The sequence below is a fragment of the Flavobacterium daemonense genome (assembly GCF_007341385.1).
In the GTDB taxonomy this organism is placed as follows: domain Bacteria; phylum Bacteroidota; class Bacteroidia; order Flavobacteriales; family Flavobacteriaceae; genus Flavobacterium; species Flavobacterium daemonense.
On the sequence record NZ_VJYD01000002.1, the window covers coordinates 415,476 to 437,847 of the forward strand.

Genomic DNA, 22,372 nt, shown 5'->3' on the forward strand with positions numbered 1-22,372 from the left:
CAAAACTAACTAAATTACGCGAAAAACCTAAATCAGATTCTGATTTAGGTTTTTTTCTTTTATAAAAATGCGGTAATTTTGACGTTTAATACCTGCCTAATGCAAAACGTTTCCGAAGCTGCTGCTTACACCTTACAATTCATCAATCAAACGCAAAAATCGATCTTTCTTACCGGCAAAGCCGGTACAGGAAAAACAACGCTTTTGCGCGAAATTATTGCGACAACACACAAAAATACGGTAGTTGTAGCGCCAACAGGTATTGCAGCTTTAAACGCTGGAGGTGTTACGATTCATTCCATGTTTCAGTTGCCATTTTCGGCTTTTATTCCCACTTATCAAGAGAGTTCGCAGTTTACTGAAACTGTGAAATTTGAGAATAAAGAGTCGCTTCGCCGTCATTTCAAAATGAATAATGTAAAGCGAAATGTAATTCGGAATATGGAACTTCTGATTATTGATGAAGTCAGTATGCTGCGTGCAGATCTGCTGGATGCTATCGATTTTATGATGCAGACGGTTCGAAGAAATACGGCTGCTTTTGGTGGCGTTCAAGTGCTTTTTATTGGCGATTTATTGCAGCTTCCGCCCGTAATTCGCGATGAAGAATGGCGAACTTTGCGAAATTATTACAAAGGAAAATTCTTTTTTCATTCACATGTAATTCAGAAAAATCCGCCGTTATATATTGAATTATCTAAGATTTATCGTCAAAGCGACGACGTTTTTATTTCGGTTTTGAATAATCTTCGAAACAATCAAATTACAAAAGAAGATATTCAAGTTTTAAATCAATATGTTAAGCCAGATTTTGATCTAAAGATGAATCCGGGCTATATCACGCTCACGACCCACAATGCAAAAGCAGATGCCATAAATGAACAGGCAATCAATGATTTGCCTGGAAATGAGTTTTCGTATCAGCCATTTGTTGTTCACGATTTTCCAGAAAAAATTTTTCCGGTTGAGGAAAATCTGAAGCTTAAAGTAGGCGCGCAAGTGATGTTTGTAAAGAATGATTTATCGTTTGAAAAAAGATATTTCAACGGTAAAATGGGAATTATAAAATCACTTTCTGCAGAAGAAATTTTTGTTCATTTTCCGGAAGAAAATAAAACAATCGAAGTTGAAAAATACGAGTGGAAAAACATTCGCTACAAAGTAAACGAACTCACAAAAGAGATTGAAGAAGAAGTTTTAGGTACTTTTGCACATTATCCGTTAAAACTGGCATGGGCGATTACAGTTCATAAAAGCCAGGGTTTGACTTTTGAGAAAGCTGCGCTTGATGTATCGCAAGTTTTTTTGCCCGGACAGGCGTATGTCGCACTTTCGCGTTTAACGTCCTTAAACGGGCTTATTTTGCTTTCTTCAATGCAAATGAATGGACTTTCGAACGATCAAGATGTGATGGATTATGCTTTGAATAAAGCGACAGAAGATGATCTGAAAAACTCCCTTCATTTTGAAACCAAAAATTTTATTCACAACTATTTGATTAACAGTTTTAATTGGACAGATTTAGCCCAGGAATGGCGCAATCATCGTTTTAGTTATAATGAAAATGCAACTGGATCTGAAAAATCGAAACATTCGGCTTGGGCGCACAAACGTATGGACACAATCGAAGCGCTTGTAGATCCTTCGCAGAAATTCATAAATCAGCTAAATAAAATTTTCAGCAATGAAACTGTCGATTTGATTTTTGTTAAAGAAAGAGTAGAGGCGGCTTATGATTACTTTTTTAAGCCAATGGATAAGCTGGTTACAGATCTTTTGAGTAAAATGGCTGAGATTCAAAAATTCAAAAAAGTCAAGGAATTTTACGAAGAATTGTCGTTGCTGGACGATCTGCAGACAAAAGCCGTTTTGCGTTTAATGAAAGCTAAACTTCTCATTGAAATTGTGGTTTCCCGTGAAACAATCAGCAAAGATAGTTTGACTTCGCCTGCAATTAAGAATTACAAAACCGATAAAATTTCGAAAATTAGGGAGGATTTCAAAATGAGTAATACAGACATGTTTCAGGTTGATGAGCCTGTTACACGTTATTCTTCGAAAAAAGCGGATAAATCGGCCGAAAAAATTGTAAAAAAGACAACTGTTGAAGAGACGTATGATCTCTGGGTTGAGAAAAATTCTATCGAAGATATTGCACGTATGCGTAAACTGACCGTACAAACGGTTGAAACGCATTTGATAAAACTAATTCAGGCCAAAAAGATTGATATTGTTGATATTCTTCCAGATGATAAAATTTTGGCACTCCGCAGTGCATTTGAGTTTTATCAAGAAGAATCTTTGAGTCCGCTTAAAGAAAAATACGGAGATGAATTTACTTGGGATGAACTTAAAATGTTTAAAGCCAGTATAAATTGATTTTTAGATTTTAGATTTTCTATAAAAACATTATGTAAAATAGAAAGTAATAAACAATTTTGTTTGACTTAGAATTGTTCCACGATAAACAAAATAGAGGTGGCATTAAACAAGAAAATGACTTAATTTAATTTGATTATATTTGGTTGTTTTTGTGATAGTTAGTTTTTATTAAAAAATATTTTTAAGATGAAAAGAAGCTATTTATTTTTAATCCTATCTATTTTAATCAACAATTATGCATCTGCTCAGGATTCTAATACAGAGTATCAGATTTTTGTAAAACGGTTTATTGAAAACGTAAAAGACAACAAAAAAGAAGCGTTGGCAGATCTGGTTGTTTACCCATTGAATCGCGAATATCCAATACCTGATATAATCGACAAAGCCGATTTTATAAAGCGATACGACGAAGTATTTGACGCTAATTTCAAAGATGAAATCATAAAATCTAATCCTGAAAAAAATTGGTATGATATGGGTTTGCGGGGCACAATGCTTGACAAGGGAAGCATTTGGCTAGATGTAGACGGAAGGTTGACGGCGGTGAACTATTTGTCGAAATTTGAAATTGATCTTAGAAAGAAACTGATTGCTGCGCAGAAAAATGATTTACATGAAAGTATCGCTTATTTCCAGACTCCAATATGCATTTTAGAAACTGAAAAATTTATCATCAGAATTGATGACCTCGGTAAAAATAATTACCGTTTCGTATCATGGCCCGTTGGAAAAAAGATGAGCGAAAAGCCCTATATGATTCTTTCTAGCGGAAAACTTATTGTTGAAGGTATTGGTGGAAATCATCAATATGAATTTACAAACGATAAGTATACTTATGAGTGTGCAATTATAATTGTAGGCGAAAAAAATTCGCCTCCGGCTCGATTTACTATATATCAAGGCGGAAAAAAAATACTTATTCAAGATGCCAAAATTGTTTCACGATAAACAAAAAGCCTATTCAAATCGAATAGGCTTTTTGTTTACAATGCTGAAAGCACCTTTTCAAGGTCTTTTTCTTGCGTTATTTGCGTTAATTTTAGTTTTTGAATACTTACCTCGTTTTCTTTGACTTTTAACCGCTGTTTCGCTATTTCTTCTTCTGATATGGAAGTTATCGTGATCTTATTTTCTATTTTTTGATTTTCATGCTCAAGCTTGGTGATTTTGTCTTTTGTGGAGTTTAGATTATTTTCAGACTTGCTAAGGTTTTTTCTTCGAGATTCGATTTCCTTTTTCTGCTTTTCAATTTCTTTTTGCTGTCTGTTTAAATCAGAAATTTGATCGTCAAGTTTTTTGTGATTTTCTGCTGAAATGCGCTTTGTTTCCAATACAGCTTTTTGAAATTCCACTTCTATTTGCGCTTGGGTTTTGTTAATTTGTTGTGCAATAAAGTATTGCGAATTTAAAAATACCAATGCAATTGCAACTGTTTTAAATAAATTTTTCATCGTTTTTTAAGTTTATCAAAAACTAAATTTAGATGACGAAACTTTTTAAAACCGAATCTTTAAGTTTTTAAAACAACAGAATAAGGCAAAAAAAAACCTATTCGGAAGAATAGGTTTTTTAGAAATTTATAAGTTTTCGACTAAGATCCAAGCATCTGGATTTTCACCTTTTTGTATTTCTTTTTGCGCTTTAGTAGCTTCGGCCATTGTGGCATAACTTCCGTACAAAACAGGAAATAGACCATGTTTGTTTTCGCCAAGCATACGCGCTTTATAACCATCTTTGATCAATTGATTATATGCTTTTCTTGCATTTTCTTCACTTCTAAAAGCACCAGCCATAATGTGATATGGCATTAATTTATTTTCAGGAGATTCAACTTTTGCAGAATCAACCGAAAGCGTTACCGCTGGCAAAGGATTTTGAATGAAAAAAGTCGCTTCTTGAATTTTGTTTTCTACTTTTTTCTGAACTGCGCTTTCGACAACTAATGTTTGAGTAGCAATTTGATTTTGATATAATGGGTATCCAATACTTCCTGTAATTCCAAGTCCAAGAACAAAAATCGCAGCATATTTCAAGAATGGATTTGATGAACGTGTTTCTTCCTCATCATACAGAGCGACAGTTTCTCTTGTAGAGATTTCTTCAGGTTTGCGTACAAGAACCTCTTTTTTGATGACTGGAGAAATAAATGGACTAAGCCCAAACGAAGTTGCTAAATAGTTCGTTTGATCATTTGGAGTGAAAATGATGTTTTTTTCCGAATTCAAACGAATTTCACCAATGTTTTTTAAACTTATTGTGCCATCTTCTTCAAGTGTTTTCTGCCAGCTTAAAACTTCAAAAGCAATAGCGCTTACTGCAAAACCATATGATGTTTTTTCAGCATTTGCGATATGATTAGCAAGCAAACCGTCATTGTTTTTCAAATGACTGTTGAAAGTGATCATTTTTTTTGGAGGAGAAAACGAATTGGTGTTTTCATTCACTTGCGCTGATTGAATTTCTGTTAAAAAAGCACCAAAGCCTGGAACCGTTACACACTGATAACGATACAATAACTGTCCTATGTAAGTTTCGATTTTCATAGTAACAAAGTTATGGAACGGATATAGTTATCAAAATTTTATTCACAATTTTTATTAACAATTGAGATTATTTTATAGATAATTAATTGTCAATTATTTAACTAATGCAAATTATAATTTTTAAAAACATATAAATTATAAAACCTTAAATTTATTAAGAAATTACTTTATTTTAACCATATTTGCCATTTGAAATCATTTTAATTTTTAATTCTATTTTACATAATATTTTCAAACAATGTCAGACCAAGAATTATTTTACTTGTTAGCCCTGCTCAAAGTCGATGGAGTGGGAGATATTATGGCGAAAAAATTATTGACGCACTGCGGAAATGCAGAGGCAGTTTTTAAAACAAAGTCGGCGCAAATTGCTGGTATTGATGGTGTAGGTTCTATTTTGCTTAAAAATTTAAAAGATAAATCGGTTTTTGAAAAAGCGAGTCAGGAATTAGAATTTATAAAAGCCGATAAAATAAACGTTTCTTATTTTCAAGACTCAAATTATCCCGATCGTTTAAAACATTGTATTGATTCGCCGGTTTTGCTTTTTACTTCTGGGAATATAAATTTAAAGGAGAAAAAACTCATTAGTATTGTGGGAACAAGACAAGTAACATCGTACGGAATCGATTTTTGCAAAAAATTAATTGAAGATCTTGTGCCGCTTGATCCCGTTATTGTGAGCGGATTTGCTTATGGCGTTGATATTGTGGCTTATCAAATCGCGATGGAAAACGGCTTGCAAACGATTGGAGTTTTGGCCCATGGATTGAATCAGATTTATCCAAAAACGCATAAAAAATACATGGCAAAAATGGAAGAAAACGGCGGTTTTATTACAGAGTTTTGGAGTTCTTCAAATCCAGATAAAGAGAAATTTGTACGCCGAAATCGGATCGTAGCGGGCATGACCGAGGCGACAATTGTAATCGAATCAGCAGACAAAGGTGGTTCATTAATAACCGCCAATTTAGCAAATGATTATAACCGCGAAGTTTTTGCCGTTCCCGGACGCGTGACCGACAGATATAGCCAAGGTTGCAACAATCTGATCAAAACACAAAAAGCGAATGTTTTAACGAGCGCCGCCGATTTGATTTATATTCTGAATTGAGATCTTGAAAATAAACCAAAAGCTATTCAAAGACAGTTATTTATAGAGTTGAATCCAGACGAAGAAATCATTTATAATTTCTTGCTTAAAAACGGAAAAGAGCTTTTAGATATCATTGCTTTGGAGTGTAATTTTCCAATTTTTAAAATATCTGGTGTTCTTTTAAATATGGAACTTAAAGGCTTGATTCGGCCTTTGCCAGGCAAAATTTTCGAGGCAATTTAACGCGTTTTTAACAGAAAAATTAGGATTAAATGAATTAAAGAATATATTTGTTTAACCAAAAACCTAATTTAAATGAATATAATTGAACTATTTGAAAATGCCGGAATCTACAGAGAAAACCTGAGAGATTTTAGCGCAGAAGACATCGAAAAAGCAAGAAGACAGTTTGAAATTGAACGCTCAGGAAACGCAAATATGCAGCCTGATCTTGGCGAAAATTTAATTTTAGCTATGAATAATTTCCCTGGACAGCTTTTATTTATTTCGAATAATCGAATCTTATATAACTTTTTTGCTAAGAAGAATTATTCGCGAAACAGATTTAGTTCTGATTATACAGCTTCTTCTAGCAAAGCTGATGTTCAAGCTTTTATAGATAAGTTTTTGTCTAAAGATCTGGATTTGATTTTAGACCAATATATGTCACAAAATAGATTCGATACTATTGATGATTTTCTTATGGTGAAAGAATATTTGCCTGAAAATTCACTGGAAAATTTAAGCAAAAAAGTGTCTGAAAAACTGGATTTTGCTACTGCTGTAATTAATGGAAATATGCAGATAAGTGCTATAAGCGAGACAGTTGAATTTTTAAAATACCGAAGTTTTTACATTTTAGCCTCTCATTTCAGATCTGTTGAAAAGGACGAAAAAGTAAAAGCGGTTTATAGCAAAGTTTATAATTTGCACAGTAATTCGGCGGTAAGACATGAATTGATAAATCCAATGATTTCATCCTTAGTGAATTATAATGCAGTTAATATTGACTTGAATAATTTATTCCGAAAAAATAAAGACGCTCTTGATCTTGCAACCGAAAGAGCAAACGACTCTGGAGGTTCTTCTAGTTATTCAGGATGGTCAGTATTTGTGGTTATAATCGTAGTTATCCGACTGATTTTACTCTTGGCAAGACTAGGTAGAGCATAACATATAATTCAAAATAAAAAAGCCTGAAAGATTCATTTTTTCAGGCTTTTTATTTGATTCTTATTTTTGAAATCCAAGAACATCTCGAACTTTTGCCAAAACGCCGTCGGCAGCAACAGAAGCTTTTGAAGCACCTTTTTTCAGCAAGGCATCAACTTCGTCAAGATTGTTTATGTAGTAATTGTATTTTTCTCTTTCTGTTTTGAATTTTTCGGTAATCAATTCAAACAAAGCTTGTTTAGCATGTCCATAACCATAATTTCCGCCTAGATAATTGGCTCTCATTTCGGCGATTTGAGTTTCATTTGCTAATAAAGAATAAATTGCAAAAGCGTTGCAAGTATCAGGATTTTTTGGTTCTTCAAGTGGCGTACTGTCCGTTTCGATGCTCATAACTTGTTTGCGTAAAACTTTATCATCCAAGAAAATATTGATAATATTATTGGCCGATTTACTCATTTTTCCCCCATTGGTTCCCGGAATCAACATGCTGTCTTCTTGAATTTTAGCTTCTGGAATTACAAATATTTCTCCCATTTGATGGTTAAAACGAGAAGCGACATCACGCGTGATTTCTATATGTTGCAATTGGTCTTTTCCAACAGGTACAAACTCAGCATCATACAACAAAATATCAGCAGCCATTAACATCGGATAGGTAAAAAGTCCGGCATTAACGTCGTCTAAACGATCTGATTTATCTTTAAAAGAATGTGCCAAAGTCAATCTTTGGAACGGAAAAAAACAGCTTAAATACCAAGTCAATTCTGCTGTTTGAGCCACATCAGACTGTCTGTAAAAAGTTACTTTATCAGGATTTAATCCGCAAGCAAGCCAAGCCGCAGCGGTGCTATAAGTGTTTTCTCTTAAAGTTTTGCCGTCTTTAATTTGTGTAATTGAATGTAAATCAGCAATAAACAAATAAGATTCGTTCGCCGGATTGTTTGATAATTCAATCGCCGGAATAATTGCGCCTAATAAATTTCCTAAATGTGGTGTTCCCGTACTTTGAACGCCAGTAAGTATTTTTGCCATTTTAGTTTTTCTTATTCTTGAACTGCAAAGGTCGTGATGTTTTTTTTAACCGCAAAACCTGTATAGTTTTAATGCTTTATTGTGTTTTTTAACGCAAAGTGCACAAAGGTTTTTCGCAGAGTAAAGAAGTTATATTTATTGAGGTTTGCTTTGCAATAAGTTTTCAAAGCTTCTGTTTTAAGTTAATTTTTATGCAATTTTTGGATCGCGTTGATTGTTTTAAAATATAAGAAAATATTTATAAATTTACCTTTTTTTTAATATGACAGAAAACGAAATATCAACTATTATCATTGGGTTTCCTATTGAAATTCATAAAAAACTTGGACCAGGTTTATTAGAGAATGTCTATAAAGAATGTTTGTTTTATAAAATTAAGAAGAGTGGACTTCTTGTAGAGAAAGAAAAAGCAATGCCTTTAATTTTTGAAGAAGTTCGACTTGAGTGTGGTTTTCGTATTGATTTGCTTGTAGAAAACAAATTCCTTATTGAAATTAAAAGTGTAGAATCTCTTAACCTAAATCATTTAGCGCAAACATTAACGTATTTAAAATTAGGAAACTACAAACTCGGCTTGCTTATAAATTTCAATGAAACCCTGCTGAAAAATGGAATAAGAAAAGTCATCAATAATTTAAAGATAAAGCTTTGAGAACTTACTGCAAAGCAATCTTCCCAAAGAAATATAACTTCTTTACTCTGCGAAAAACCTTTGCGTACTTTGCGTTAAAAAACATTCAGACTTTTAAAATAAAAATTTGCAATAAAAAAACGCTGTAAAAATCATTATGGTTTTATTACATTTGAAACTATGAAAGGAATAAAGATTGTTTTTTGGGTTTTATGGCGCATTTGGTTTTATGTTTTAATGGCCATTCCGATATTGATTATGTTGCCGTTTTTGCTGATTTCTATTATATCAGAGCGTGGATACCCTTATTTTTTTAAAATGGCCCGCATTTGGGCTAAATTCATCCTTTTCGGGATGGGTTTTTATTACAAAGTAAAACGCGAACAAAAACTTATCAAGCATAAAAGTTATATGATTGTCGCAAATCATACTTCGATGACAGATATCATGCTGATGCTGGCAATTATAAAAAACCCGTTTGTTTTCGTTGGAAAGAAAGAATTAGTAAAGATTCCGCTTTTTGGATTTTTCTATAAAAGAACCTGTATTTTGGTTGATCGAAATTCCTCTAAAAGTAAAAATGAAGTTTTCAAAAGAGCTCAAAACAGGCTTAATCAAGGGCTTAGTATTTGTATTTTTCCCGAAGGCGGTGTTCCAGATGACGAGAGTATTTTGCTGGATGAATTTAAAGACGGCGCTTTCCGATTAGCAATTGATCATCATATTCCGATTGTCCCAATTGTTTTTCCAGACAACAAAGATCGTTTTTCATATACTTTTTTAAGTGGAAGCCCAGGAAAAATGCGCGCAAGAATTCTCCCATTTGTAGAAACTACAGGCTTGACAAGTGATAATCGAAAAGAATTGCGTGATCAAGTACGACAATTGATTTACAATGGATTAATTGAATTCAAGGAAAAAGATTCGAAAAAATAAATTTTAAAAACAGAACCCGGCAATCCTAAGCTCAGGATGCCGGGTTTTCTTTTGAACTAAAATAACCCCTTATTTTTATTCAAAAACTTATCTGTGGATGATTTTTTCAGAAATAAATCGCAATACTTTTTTAAACTTCAATTTGGTTTTTCTTCGGTTTTTATTGTACAACACTTCTATTTTCTCTTTCATAATTAAAAACATTAAGGATTGATAATAAAGAGTTTGGTTAGAACTCAAGTTAACGTCACATTATCATAGAGAGCAAAAAATGAGAAAGGTTGCGTTAGAAATGAATTATTTTTTAAGAAAATGAATAAAAACCCGTCGGCACCAAATAAACCAACGGATTTTCATTAAAACAAATCAACCAAAAGCATTCTAAAATTTTCTAAATGGCATTTATGGCGATGCCACTTAAAATTTGGATTACTACTTAAATAGATTTGATTTTTTAAAATGGTTGCGTCAATTTTTCGATTTTTTTTGAAATAAAAAACCCAGCAGTTAATAAAACCTACTGGGTTGAAAAGAAAAAAGTCTGCAAATTGCAGACTTTTAAAGTTTTAGGCATTTGCCAATTCTTTCATATGTTCCTTGATTTTAGCTTCTAATTCATCAGCTAATTCTGGATTATCTTTGATTAAAGCTTTAACTGCATCACGTCCTTGGCCTAATTTTGTGTCACCATAGCTGAACCAAGATCCTGCTTTTTTAACGATTTCAAATTCAACAGCTAAGTCAAGAATTTCACCGGTTTTAGAAACTCCTTCTCCGTACATAATGTCGAATTCGGCAGTTTTAAATGGCGGCGCTACTTTGTTTTTAACAATTTTAACTTTAGTTCTGTTTCCAATTACGTTTTCACCGTCTTTAATTTGCGAAGAACGACGAATATCTAAACGTACAGAAGCATAGAATTTTAATGCGTTACCTCCCGTTGTAGTTTCAGGATTCCCGAACATTACACCGATTTTCTCTCTCAACTGGTTGATGAAGAAAACCGTACAGTTTGTTTTGCTGATTGTTCCAGTCAATTTTCGTAAAGCTTGAGACATCAAACGCGCGTGAAGACCCATTTTTGAATCTCCCATTTCGCCTTCGATTTCACTTTTTGGAGTCAACGCCGCAACCGAGTCAATTACCACAATATCAATTGCTCCAGAACGAATCAGGTTTTCTGCAATTTCTAAAGCTTGTTCCCCATTGTCTGGTTGAGAAATGATCAGGTTTTCGATATCTACGCCTAATTTTTCAGCATAATTTCTATCAAAAGCGTGCTCAGCATCTATAAAAGCTGCAATTCCGCCTGCTTTTTGAGCTTCTGCAATTGCATGTAAAGTTAATGTAGTTTTACCAGAAGATTCTGGTCCGTATATTTCGATAATTCTTCCTTTTGGATACCCATTAACTCCAAGAGCTAAATCAACGCCAAGAGAGCCAGAAGAAATCGTTTCTACCTCCACAATGGCTTTGTCGCCCATTTTCATTACGGTTCCTTTTCCGTAGGTTTTGTCAAGTTTATCAAGCGTCAGTTGTAACGCTTTTAATTTGGCTTCTTTGTCTGAACTCATCTTTTGTTTATGTCTAAATTGTTATTTTTTCTTTCAAAATCGAAATCAAAAGAATACTCATTTTGATTTTGATTTGGCAGACTTTGTAATTTTGTAAAAATACTTCTTTTTTTGAAGTTTCGTGGTTTCAAATTGTCACAAATTGTAACAATTTAACTATAAAAACAAAGCCTTTAATTCGGTTGCGTCAGACGGTTTCATTTTGCCCGCAAGCACTAAACTCAGCTGTTTACGACGCAAAGCGGCATCAAAACGCTGAATTTCTAGTTCTGTTTCTGGAATAATTGCTGGAACTTCGACTGGTCTTCCGGTGTCATCAACAGCAACAAAAGTGTAGATCGCTTCGTTTGCTTTTGTTCTGTTTCCAGATTCACGGTCTTCGACCCAAACGTCAATAAAAACTTCCATTGAACTTTTAAAAGATCTTGAGACTTTTGCTTCAACGGTAACAACACTTCCAAGAGAAATTGCACGGTTAAAAGCCACGTGATTTACAGAAGCAGTTACCACAATTCGGCGTGAATGTCTGCGGGCAGCGATACTTGCAGCGCGATCCATTCTGGCTAATAATTCGCCACCAAAAAGATTGTTTAAAGGATTTGTTTCGCTCGGTAAAACTAAATCTGTTAAAATAGTTACGGATTCTGAAGGGTGTTTCGGATTCATTTTTTTATTAATAAAATTTTGTTTTTGCCACAGATTCACACAGATTTTTCTAATCCTTTTAATCAATGAAATCTGTGGCTTATATTTATGTTTCGGCCGATTAATTTAGCCAGTAAACTGCCATTACTGCGGGAACAAAATAGATTACGATAGTTCTCGCACCATCATAATCTTTTGCTAGTCTTTGCCCAAAGAGCATCATCAATAAACTGATGCAAGAAAAAATTGCACCGTAAAAACCAAATTCTCGGCCACTATTCAACAACAGCTGAATGGCGCCAACTACTGATAAAATTCCAGAAATAAGTTCTAAAATTAAAAGATGCAGCAAGGCAAGCGGTACTTGATTTTTTAATGGTGTATTGGCAAAATGACCTTTAAGCCAATCTACATTATCTTTCCAATAAAATATTTTTTCGTATCCTGACTGTAAGAAGGTTAAGGCTAAAAATGCCAGAATTAAGATAGAGGCAACATTATTCATAGGAAAACTATTTTTTATGAATTAAACGTGTAAGTTTGATTGATAAATCGGTTAAAATTATTTTTGCATTTCCGTTTCTTTCAATGTGATACATCGCATCTGAAAGTTCTTTGAAAATTTCATGAATGTTGTTTCCGTTTACAAAAGGCGCAAAATTTTCGAGTTTGAATTTATCTACTTTTGGCTCAATGTAAACTAAGCTTGGCGCCTGATAATTCAGCATTAAGGCTTGACGAAACATTTCTATACAAAACTGAATAAATTTTTTCTGGCTTTCGCGACCAAGTCCGGCGATTTCTTCGCTCCAGGAAATTAGATCCTGAATTGCGGCGGCGTTACCTTTGGCTCTAAAAGCAGCACGAACCCAGTTGACAAACCATTGTTCAAAAGGATATTCAGAATCATCTTCTTTCAATAAATGCAGTGCTTTATTAAAATTTCCTTGTGCTTGATGCGCTATTTTTTTGGCCAAATTCGCGTCGATATTTTCACGTGAAACCAATGCGTCGGCAATTACTTTTTCCGGAAGTCCGTTAAAGTGAATGACCTGACAACGAGAACGAATGGTTTGAATAATATCTTCTTCATTTTCAGAAATCAGAATAAAAATAGTTTTATCTGAAGGTTCTTCCAGAAGTTTTAAAAGTTTATTTGAAGCCGCGATATTCATTTTGTCGGCCATCCAGATAATCATGATTTTGTAGCCGCCTTCGTAGGATTTCAGCGAAAGCGATTTCAAAACTTCCTGCGCATCTTCAACCCTGATTTCTCCCTGTTTGTTTTGAACGCCCAAGATTTTATACCAGTCAAATAATCCCCCATAAGGCATTTCCTGAATAAATGTTCGCCAATCCTGGATAAAGTCTAAACTTTTGGGTTTGGTTTTGACATCTTCGGTTGTAACTGTTGGGTAGATAAAATGCAGATCGGGATGTGAGATGTTTTGGAATTTCAGATTACATGAATCATTTCCGTTTTCATTTTCGTTTCCGGTATTGTTGCACAAAATGTACTGTGCATAAGCTATCGCGGTCGATAAAGTACCGCTTCCTTCTGGCCCAATAAATAATTGTGCATGCGGAATTCGTCCTGAAGATGCACTTTTTATCAAGTGACTTTTGATATAATCCTGACCTAAAATTTGAGAAAATTGCATGAGACAAAGATAGAAGAAAATGATGTAGTCAAAAACTTTAGATTAAAAGATTATGAGTTGGTTTTAAAATGCAAAAATGAGAATGTTTTTTTTGAATTTTTTTTGCTTTGTGTCAAATTTATTTTGTTAATAAATTACTTCATGCGAGTAGATATGAAGACTTTTTTGTTAATATTTTTTTGTTGAAAACGATAAACGTAACGATTTTTTGGTTATTTAAAGATAGAAATCAGTAAAAATTTATAATCATTATCCTACAGTTTTGATTTTAACAATTTTAACAAAACCCTCGTTAAAACGCAGATTTTCTCGACATACGACTGGTTTTTAAGGTTTTTTTAAGGTTTTTTTTTGAAAAAAGAATTTAATAAAGTTGCAATTTAAGTTAAATTATATATTTTTGTTTGCATCAACTACCACTAAAAATAGAATTTATGAAAGGGAAAATTATTTTATTAAGTACACTTTTTTTCTTGACGACTGCAGCTGTTTCAGCTCAGGCAAAAAATGCTCCAAGAAGTATCATTAGTACAACAGCTCTTATTAGAAAATACCATGATCAAAAAGAATTGAGCGGTATGCAAAAAGGTGAGCTTTTGGAATTATACATTGAGCGTATTAAAGTTTTAGTAAAAACTCTTCCTTACATTGCTTTGGTTACTAAACCAGGTGTTACGATGGCCGACTTAGGTATTCCAGACGATAACGAACACAAAAAAGTTTTAGATGCTCAGGCTGTTGGAACAACAACATTCCTTGACACTACTGTAGATTTTCAAAGAAAAATGATGCCATATTCTGATAAAGGAAATCTAATTGCAGCAATTTTATTTTACGAAAGCACATTGAAATCATTACACGAGTTCAACGAATTGAACGAAATGTAATAAAACAATATATTTTTAAAACCTTTTTTGATTTGTTTGCGTAGATGATTTAGATTTTCGAAAAAACATCTTAAAAGAGAAATAAAAATAACTCGTTCTCGATGTGTTCTGAATTTCAGAAAAATCGAGATGAGTTTTTTCATTTACGCATACCCAAATTTATTATTAACCCTAATACCCCCTTATCATGAAAAAAATTACTCAAATGATCTGCGTTCTTTTGACAGTTACTAGTATGAGTGCTCAGCAAGAGAAAGGAATTATGGGCTACAACAATTGGTTGAACAACTGGACCGAATTTAAGCCTAACAAAGTAGAGTATGGAGAAGCAAACCAAATTTTAGCAGGAAACATTTCTGTTAATACTAAATTGCTGAAGAGGAATGTATACGTTTTGCAAGGTAATGTTTATGTAACAAACAACGCAGTTTTAACAATTGAACCAGGAACTTTGATTATTGGTGATTTTGAAACTAAAGGTACGTTGGTAGTTACAAAAGGTGCACAACTTGTTGCTGACGGTTTAGAAACTGACCCAATTGTATTTACTTCTAACCGCAGCCAGAAAAAAGCTGGTGACTGGGGTGGAATTGTACTTCTTGGTGATGCTCCAATCAATAAATTTGGTAACGTTGGTTCTTATAACTTAGATCTTGATCCTACGCTAACTACTTATGGTGGTGACAACGCAAACGGGAATTCAGGGGTTTTAAGATTTGTTAGAATCGAATTTGCAGGAAAAAAAGTTAAAGGTGCAGATACTTTCAATGGTTTGACTATTGCTGGTGTTGGTGCTAAAACAATACTAGAAAATGTAATGGTAAGCTACTCTGGCGGTGACTCATTTGCTTTCTTTGGAGGTGATGTAAACGCTACTAAATTAGTTTCTTACAAATCAATCAACGACGATTATAAATTTACTCAAGGTGTTCAATGCCGTTTATTCAACTCATTGGCAGTTAGATCATCTTATTTATCAAGTAACAAAGACGGATCTCGTTGTATGGAGGTAAAATCATTCGAAAAGAAAAGCGAAACAGATTTTACTAAAAAACAAACTCTTGTTGTTGCAACAAATATTACAATGTTGAATGATAGTGATAACATTAAAGCTGATATTCAAGCAGGTTTAGTAAAAGAAGCAGTTTATGTTGCTGAAACAGCTTCTCTTGAAATGAAGCGTAGTGTGGTATCTGGATTCAACCCGGCCGTTTTGCTAGACAGTAAAACTGAAATCAACGAAACCAATCTTAAGAAAATCAAATTTGAAGAAATGTATTTCAACTTATGTAACGGAAACATCTTTACAGAGTACAATACAAACAATGAAGATTTAGAGAGCTGGTACGGAAACAGTGTGTTCTTTAACGTTTACTCTCAAAGTGACAACAAAGAAACTTTCATTGACATTTACAATGCTAAAAAACCAGATTTCAGATTACAATTAGGAAAAATAACAGCATCTAGCGGAAAATAGATAAGTTTAGATTTTTATTTCAGAGCGTAAATTTTATTAATAAAGTCCCCAGACACAATTTATGTCAGTCTCGTACAGGACCAAATAAAGATCAGAACATAATGGCCCCATCTATAAAAAAATATTTTATTTATATTATATTTTTGGTTTCGCCTATTGCAACAGTTAGTGTAAATGCACAAAGTAATTCAGGAAATACTACGGTTCCTGTTTCTACTGATTTCGTTGCAGCGGCGAGTGTAAACAACCAAAAAACAATTACAGCTGATACGTCAGTGATCAGCAAATTAGATAATTCTAATCAGTTAGCAGTGGAGCTGTCCATCCCCAAGGACAGCTTTGCTTCAACAACTGAGGTGAACAATCAGACTACTTCTGAATGCCAAAACTCATCAACTACAGCTTTTTATTCTGTTCTTGCAAAAGACATTATTGAGAACTATAAGTATGATTTTTCGGAAACATTCATAGATATTTTGTTTTTTGAAAATATAGACTTAGCAAGAACTAGAACTATATGATTCAGAAAACTACGCTATCTGTAATCCGTTTTATTCTTTTTTTTAGTATTTTCTTAGGTACTAAAACGATTACTCATGCCCAAACAATAGTGCCTCAACCATTAGATGGTTTGGAGAAATTATGTGCCGGTAGTGGGTTTAACGAGTTTTATGCAACCTTTGGCTATGTTAATTTTCCTGCAGGTACAACCTTTACAGCTGAACTTTTAGATGCTTCAAACAATCCAATTGCAACTACTTTTTTAGATGCAGTTGATGTTTCTGCAACACAAAAGACCGTTAAATTTGCGGTTCCTGTAAATCTTGTTGGATCAGATACGTATGGAATAAGAGTAAAAAGTTCAACGGGTGTAGTAAGTCCAAGGTTTAAAAATTCTTTAGGAGCAACATCTTTCCCAGCATATTATAAAGAGTTTGAATCCAAATTTTCTATTAATAACAAAGGAATTAATGCTGCAATTTGTTCGAGCGGATCTATCACACTTTCTGTAGATAACGATACACCAACTGTTCCGGCTTCTTCGCCTGCAAATTATCCTAATCTTAAGTACAGATGGTACAAAGACAACGCTATTATTGCAGGACAGACTACTAAAACATTGACAGTAAATGCCGTTGGTGATTATTATGTAATTATTGAGTACGGCGCATGTACCGATGTAAATATCAGTTCTAATCATGTCAATGTTGTTTCGTCAGCTTCAGGATCTGCAGCTACAATTTCATCAAGTTTAGGCAATCCATTTTGTTCAAACGGTACAGGAACTGTATTAACTGCAACAACAGGAAATAGCTATGTTTGGAAAAAAGATGGAGCAGTAATTAGTGGAGCTACAGGGCGAAATTATACTACTAATGAATCAGGAACTTACACAGTTGATATTGATTTTGGCGGATGTAAAGCAACAGGAAGCATTAATTTGAGTGCAAGTGGATTTAATGCAAGCATTGACGTAGCAGATACTGTTGAACTAAATGAAGGCGAAACAATAAATGTTAGCGTAACAACAGATGCGACAAGTCCAACTTATGAATGGTTTTTAAATGACAATCTTATCGCCGGCGCAACTTCAAATTCATACTTGGTAGCCGCAGTAGGTAATTATAAAGCTAAAATTTCACAGGCAACTGGATGTATTGCTACAAAAGAATTCGTATTTAAAATTACCGGGCCAGCCCCGCCAACAACGGTAATTCCGAATATAGTAAACTTAAGTGGCAGTTACCCATATTGGAATATTCCTGATGTATATAAAACCGCAAGCACTAAAGTGACCATCATTAGTTCAAACGGAGAAATTATGTTTAATGATGTTGGAAGTAATTATGACCCCCAAGTCAATTCGTTTATAAAAGATTTTAAAAATGTAAATCCAGTTTATTACTATGTTATTCAGGCAGATACAGGTGAGAAAAAAGGATCAATAACTGTGATAAAATAATATGAAGAAAATCCTACTATTCATAACTTTATTTTACGGTTTTTCAAATGCACTCTATTCCCAGCAAACCACTGAGAATGGAGTTGTTTCGTTTTCATTACCTATCAGAAATTCTTTAAAGTTTAATAGATATTTAATCAATCCAGCATTCAGTTTTGTACGCGAGTCAGATCCCTATGTGAGTTTTTATAACAAAAGACAATGGGTTCAGTTTGAGAACGCACCAAATACTTATTTGTTTAATTATTCAGGCCGTTTTAGAGAAAATGAAGCTTTTGCCGTAGGATTGTTTCAACAAAACTATGGTTTAATGACCACGTTTGGCGGTATATTCAATTTTGCTCATAATATCGTTTTGGATCAAGACAGCAATTTGACTTTTGGTTTAAATGCAGGAGTTTATCAAAGTGGTTTGAACAAAGGAAAAATTATATCTGATGATCCAAATATCTTAAACGGAGATTATCCTTCAAATACAATGCTTACAGTAAATCCGGGTATTAACTACGGAACTGCATTTCTTGATTTTGGCCTTTCGATCAACAATTTAATCCTTTACAATTTTGGTTCTGGAATGGTTAAAGACGATCCAGAAAGAGCGATCGAATTGCATGCCATGTACACGGGTTATATCGACAGTTACGGATTTTTTGACAGAAGTAAATTTTCTGGTATAGTAAAAACAGAAATCAAAAAAGATAAAACGGTTTTATCTGGTCTTGCCATGATTACAATTCCTAAAGGAGTTTGGGCTCAAGCAGGATATAATACTTTATATGGGATATCTGCCGGACTTGGTATGAATATTTCGCCAAGTATTGCAATCGAATATAACTACGAAAGAGGTTTTGGTGGCTTTACAAATTTGGGAGGCTCTCATGAGTTTGCAATTGCTTATAAATTCAAAAACAAAAATTACTATTACGGTGATGATGATGAAGGTTCTCTTATCGATCCTTCTAAGCCAAAACCTGTAATGGCAAAGAAAACAACAACTGCTCCAGTGACAAGAGTAGATGGAGCTGAAAAAGCAAGATTAGCTGCTGAAGCAAAAGCAACTGCTGATGCCGAAGCAAAACAAGCAAGACTTGCTGCATCTGAAAAAGTGAAGGCAGATGCCGAAGCTGCAGCGAAAGCAAAATTAGAAGCAGATAATAAAGCTAAAGCAGATGCTGAAGCATTGAAAATAAAACTTGCCGCAGATGCAAAAGCTAAAGCTGATGCCGCTGCTGCAACAAGAGCACAAACTGCAACTGCAAACAGATCGGTTGCTGCGACACAAAAAACACAAGCACAATTAGCAGCAGATAAAGCAAGAGCTGATGCTGAGGAACGCAGATTAAAATTAGCTGCTGACAATAAAGCTAAAGTTGATGCTGCCGCTGCAGCGAGAGCGCAAGCCGCTGCAAATAAACCTAGTGCAGCAGCTGCGAAAACGCCACAACAATTAGCCGCTGATAAAGCGAAGGCAGATGCCGAGGCAATGAAATTAAAACTAGCTGCTGACGCGAAAGCAAAAGCAGATGCTGAAGCAGCAAAAGCTAAAACTGATGCGGCACCTCAAAAAACGCCAGCACAATTAGCTGCTGACAAAGCAAAAGCCGATGCAGAAGCATTGAAAATTAAATTAGCGGCTGATGCAAAAGCGAAAGCGGATGCTGCAGAAGCGAAGAGAAAAGCAGATGCGAAAGCAAAAGCGGAAGCTGCCGACTTACAGTCTATTTTAGCGGCAGATGCTAAAGCAAAAGCTGATTCTGATGCATATCAAGCGAGATTAGCTGCAGAAGCAAAAGCAAAAGCGGCTTCAGAAGCTAAAACGAAAGCGGCAATCGATGCGGCAAACAAAGCGAAAGCCGCAGCAGCATTGAAAGAAAAAGCAGCAGCAGACGCAGCATTAAAAGAAAAATTAGCGGCGGATGCAAAAGCAAAAGCAGATGCAGAAGCAAGACAAGCATTAATTGCTTCTGAAGCAAAAGCAAAAGCAGATGCAGAGGCATTGAAAATAAAACAAGCTGCCGATGCGAAAGCAAAAGTAGAAGAGGAAGCAAGACAAGCAAAATTAGCTGCTGATGCAAAAGCAAAAGCAGATGCGGACGCTTTACAAGCTAAACTTGCCGCAGATGCAAAAGCGAAAGCAGACGCAGAAGCTTTACAAGCAAAATTAGCTGCTGATGCAAAAGCAAAAGCTGATGCAGAAGCATTACAAGCGAAACTTGCTGCTGACGCTAAAGCGAAAGCTGACATGGAAGCTTTACAGGCAAAATTAATTGCAGATGCCAGAGTGAAAGCAGATGCAGAAGCAACGGCAAAAGCAAAAGCGGATGCTGAGGCTAAACAATTACAGCAAGCAGAAGAAGCTCGTCAGGCTAAGTTAGCTGCTGACGCTAAAGCGAAAGCAGATGCTGAAGCTCTTAAAGCAAAACAAGAAGCTGATGCAAAAGCAAAAGCAGATGAAGAAGCTCGTCAGGCGAAATTAGCGGCAGATGCAAAAGCAAAAGCTGATGCAGAAGCTCTTAAAGTAAAACAAGCTGCTGAGGAAAAAGCAAGAGTTGAAGAGGAAGCTCGTCAAGCGAAATTAGCAGCAGACGCGAAAGCAAAAGCGGACGCTGAAGCCTTACAAGCAAAACTTGCTGCCGATGCAAAAGCTAAAGCTGATATGGAAGCTTTACAAGCGAAACTTATCGCTGATGCAAAAGTTAAAGCTGATGCGGAAGCGACTGCAAAAGCAAAAGCTGAAGCAGAGGCAAAACAATTACAGTTAGCTGAAGAAGCACGTCAAGCGAAATTAGCGGCTGATGCAAAAGCTAAAGCAGATGCAGAAGCTAAAGCAAAAGCAGATGAAGAAGCTCGTCAAGCGAAATTAGCAGCAGATGCAAAAGCAAAAGCTGATGCAGAAGCATTAAAAGCAAAACTTGCAGCTGACGCAAAAGCAAAAGCGGATGCTGAAGCTTTACAAGCAAGACAAGCAGCAGAAGCTAAAGCAAAAGCAGATGAGGAAGCTCGTCAAGTGAAATTAGCAGCAGACGCCAAAGCTAAAGCGGACGCAGAAGCATTAAAAGCTAAACTTGCAGCCGACGCAAAAGCGAAAGCGGATGCCGAAGCTTTACAAGCGAAACAAGCAGCAGATGCAAAAGCGAAAGCTGATGAAGAGGCTCGTCAAGCGAAATTAGCGGCTGATGCAAAAGCAAAGGCAGATGCAGAAGCATTAAAATTAAAACTTGCAGCTGACGCCAAAGCGAAAGCAGATGCGGAAGCATTACTTGTTAAACAAGCAGCAGATGCAAAAGCTAAGGCAGATGAAGAAGCTCGTCAAGCTAAATTAGCTGCAGATGCAAAAGCGAAAGCGGATGCAGAAGCTTTACAAGCTAAACTTGCAGCTGATGCAAAAGCAAAAGCAGATGCGGAAGCGTTATTAGCTAAACAAGCGGAAGAAGCAGAGTTGGCAAAATTAGCAGCGGCGAAAGCAGCAGAAGCTCAAAAAGATGAAACAGCAAAAGCTATTGATAATTTAACGCAGTCTCTTGAAGCTTCAAGTAAAAATCAGAGCGATTTAATGGCTCAGTTTAATGCTACTGTTGCAAACAAACAGAAAGATTTGAACGACTTGAGAGAGGAGAATGACTTAAGTGAAAAAGGAATTTACAAAGAGCCAAAACCTTTCAAAAGTGTGGCTGCAGAAAACAGTCAGTTAGAAGCTTTAAAAACAAATATTGCTGAGGCAAACAGACTTCAAAAAGATGAAATTGCCAAGCTGACGAATTTGTACAACGAAAGACTTAAAAAAGTTCCGAATAAAAATGATGCTTTAAACAAAGCTTATCTAGAAAAGATAAATCAGTTGAAGGCAGCGCAATTAAAAATGGAAACAGATAGTGCAGCATTATTAGCGAATTTAGAGCGTATTAAAGCTGAAACTGAAATTGAGAAAAAACGTCGAATCAAACGTGCGGCTTATGAAAATGATCAAGGACGATATAACCAGGATCTTGCAGCGCTGAAACGTATTAAGGAAACTACTAAAATAAGCAGTACGCCTTTAACAGCAAGTGATTTTGATTTTGGTGAAGATCAGTCAAATATGCAGATCATCAAGAATATCAAAAATTCTGAAAGTGGTTACTATATGATTGTTGCTGTTCATAGCAGTGTTGAAAAGAGAGATGAATTCCTAACTAAAGCAGTTGCTGCTGGACGTACAGATATTAATTTCTTCTACAACATAGCAACAAGTAAGTATTACATCTATTACGAGAAATTTGAAGGTTTACAAGAAGCGACTAAAGCATTAGAAGCAAAAGGAAATAAACCTTACAACGGCAAAATGGCCATCGTAAAAGTGGAGAATTAAGAGAGATCATAAAATAGAAAG

General features: G+C 35.0%; 17 protein-coding genes and 1 pseudogene. 11 read left to right on the top strand and 7 right to left on the bottom strand.

The window, feature by feature from the left end; genetic code table 11:
• The first annotated feature begins 99 nt into the window (after nucleotides 1–99).
• Both FND99_RS04155 and FND99_RS04160 read left to right on the top strand, forming a co-directional pair.
• Nucleotides 100–2,379 carry a helix-turn-helix domain-containing protein gene (locus FND99_RS04155; protein ID WP_144336717.1) on the top strand — a complete coding sequence of 760 codons (2,280 nt, stop codon included), beginning with the start codon at nucleotides 100–102 and terminating at the stop codon, nucleotides 2,377–2,379.
• Nucleotides 2,380–2,568: 189 nt separating this feature from the next.
• The gene (locus tag FND99_RS04160; RefSeq protein ID WP_144336718.1) at nucleotides 2,569–3,330 is read left to right on the top strand and encodes a hypothetical protein; all 762 of its coding nucleotides are present in this window, start codon (nucleotides 2,569–2,571) and stop codon (nucleotides 3,328–3,330) included.
• A 35-nt stretch (nucleotides 3,331–3,365) separates the two neighbouring features.
• Here FND99_RS04160 and FND99_RS04165 read toward each other — a convergent pair whose 3' ends face one another.
• Nucleotides 3,366–3,833, bottom strand: coding sequence for a hypothetical protein (locus FND99_RS04165; protein ID WP_144336719.1), 468 nt, complete (start codon nucleotides 3,831–3,833; stop codon nucleotides 3,366–3,368).
• A gap of 126 nt (nucleotides 3,834–3,959) precedes the next feature.
• Nucleotides 3,960–4,925 carry an HU domain-containing protein gene (locus tag FND99_RS04170; protein ID WP_144336720.1) on the bottom strand — a complete coding sequence of 322 codons (966 nt, stop codon included), beginning with the start codon at nucleotides 4,923–4,925 and terminating at the stop codon, nucleotides 3,960–3,962.
• 238 nt (nucleotides 4,926–5,163) lie between these two features.
• Between FND99_RS04170 and dprA the strand changes: the two are divergent.
• Together dprA and FND99_RS04180 are read left to right on the top strand one after the other, a co-directional pair.
• Nucleotides 5,164–6,264, top strand: a pseudogene (dprA, locus tag FND99_RS04175) (DNA-processing protein DprA).
• 72 nt (nucleotides 6,265–6,336) lie between these two features.
• Nucleotides 6,337–7,194, top strand: coding sequence for a hypothetical protein (locus FND99_RS04180; protein WP_144336721.1), 858 nt, complete (start codon nucleotides 6,337–6,339; stop codon nucleotides 7,192–7,194).
• A gap of 60 nt (nucleotides 7,195–7,254) precedes the next feature.
• Here the strand turns inward: FND99_RS04180 and trpS are convergent, their stop codons facing one another.
• Nucleotides 7,255–8,229, bottom strand: coding sequence for a tryptophan--tRNA ligase (gene trpS, locus FND99_RS04185; RefSeq protein ID WP_144336722.1), 975 nt, complete (start codon nucleotides 8,227–8,229; stop codon nucleotides 7,255–7,257).
• A gap of 262 nt (nucleotides 8,230–8,491) precedes the next feature.
• Between trpS and FND99_RS04190 the strand changes: the two genes are divergently transcribed.
• Both FND99_RS04190 and FND99_RS04195 read left to right on the top strand, forming a co-directional pair.
• Nucleotides 8,492–8,881, top strand: a complete 390-nt coding sequence (locus FND99_RS04190; RefSeq protein WP_144336723.1) for a GxxExxY protein — start codon at nucleotides 8,492–8,494, stop codon at nucleotides 8,879–8,881.
• 159 nt (nucleotides 8,882–9,040) lie between these two features.
• The gene (locus tag FND99_RS04195) at nucleotides 9,041–9,796 is read left to right on the top strand and encodes a lysophospholipid acyltransferase family protein (protein WP_144336724.1); all 756 of its coding nucleotides are present in this window, start codon (nucleotides 9,041–9,043) and stop codon (nucleotides 9,794–9,796) included.
• Between the two features lie 566 nt (nucleotides 9,797–10,362).
• Here FND99_RS04195 and recA read toward each other — a convergent pair.
• From recA to FND99_RS04215, 4 genes are all read right to left on the bottom strand, one after another.
• Nucleotides 10,363–11,370 carry a recombinase RecA gene (gene recA, locus FND99_RS04200; protein ID WP_144336725.1) on the bottom strand — a complete coding sequence of 336 codons (1,008 nt, stop codon included), beginning with the start codon at nucleotides 11,368–11,370 and terminating at the stop codon, nucleotides 10,363–10,365.
• Between the two features lie 156 nt (nucleotides 11,371–11,526).
• Nucleotides 11,527–12,036 (bottom strand): acyl-CoA thioesterase, encoded by a 510-nt coding sequence (locus tag FND99_RS04205; protein WP_144336726.1) that lies wholly within the window; start codon nucleotides 12,034–12,036, stop codon nucleotides 11,527–11,529.
• A gap of 100 nt (nucleotides 12,037–12,136) precedes the next feature.
• On the bottom strand, nucleotides 12,137–12,520 hold the full coding sequence (locus FND99_RS04210; RefSeq protein ID WP_144336727.1) for a DoxX family protein: 384 nt from the start codon (nucleotides 12,518–12,520) through the stop codon (nucleotides 12,137–12,139).
• 7 nt (nucleotides 12,521–12,527) lie between these two features.
• Nucleotides 12,528–13,676: a DNA polymerase III subunit gene (locus FND99_RS04215; RefSeq protein ID WP_144336728.1), complete on the bottom strand. Its 1,149-nt coding sequence runs from the start codon at nucleotides 13,674–13,676 to the stop codon at nucleotides 12,528–12,530.
• Nucleotides 13,677–14,110: 434 nt separating this feature from the next.
• Between FND99_RS04215 and FND99_RS04220 the strand changes: the two genes are divergently transcribed.
• From FND99_RS04220 to FND99_RS04240, 5 genes are all read left to right on the top strand, one after another.
• Nucleotides 14,111–14,563, top strand: coding sequence for a hypothetical protein (locus FND99_RS04220; protein WP_144336729.1), 453 nt, complete (start codon nucleotides 14,111–14,113; stop codon nucleotides 14,561–14,563).
• Nucleotides 14,564–14,750: 187 nt separating this feature from the next.
• A complete protein-coding gene (locus FND99_RS04225) occupies nucleotides 14,751–16,040 on the top strand; it encodes a hypothetical protein (protein ID WP_144336730.1) in 1,290 nt (429 codons plus the stop codon).
• A 101-nt stretch (nucleotides 16,041–16,141) separates the two neighbouring features.
• A complete protein-coding gene (locus FND99_RS04230; RefSeq protein WP_144336731.1) occupies nucleotides 16,142–16,561 on the top strand; it encodes a hypothetical protein in 420 nt (139 codons plus the stop codon).
• A complete protein-coding gene (gene sprC / locus FND99_RS04235) occupies nucleotides 16,558–18,003 on the top strand; it encodes a gliding motility protein SprC (RefSeq protein ID WP_144336732.1) in 1,446 nt (481 codons plus the stop codon). Before FND99_RS04230 ends, sprC begins: the two co-directional genes overlap by 4 nt.
• 1 nt (nucleotide 18,004) lies before the next feature.
• Complete coding sequence (locus FND99_RS04240; RefSeq protein WP_144336733.1) at nucleotides 18,005–22,351, top strand: PorP/SprF family type IX secretion system membrane protein; 4,347 nt, start codon at nucleotides 18,005–18,007, stop codon at nucleotides 22,349–22,351.
• Nucleotides 22,352–22,372 lie beyond the last annotated feature (21 nt).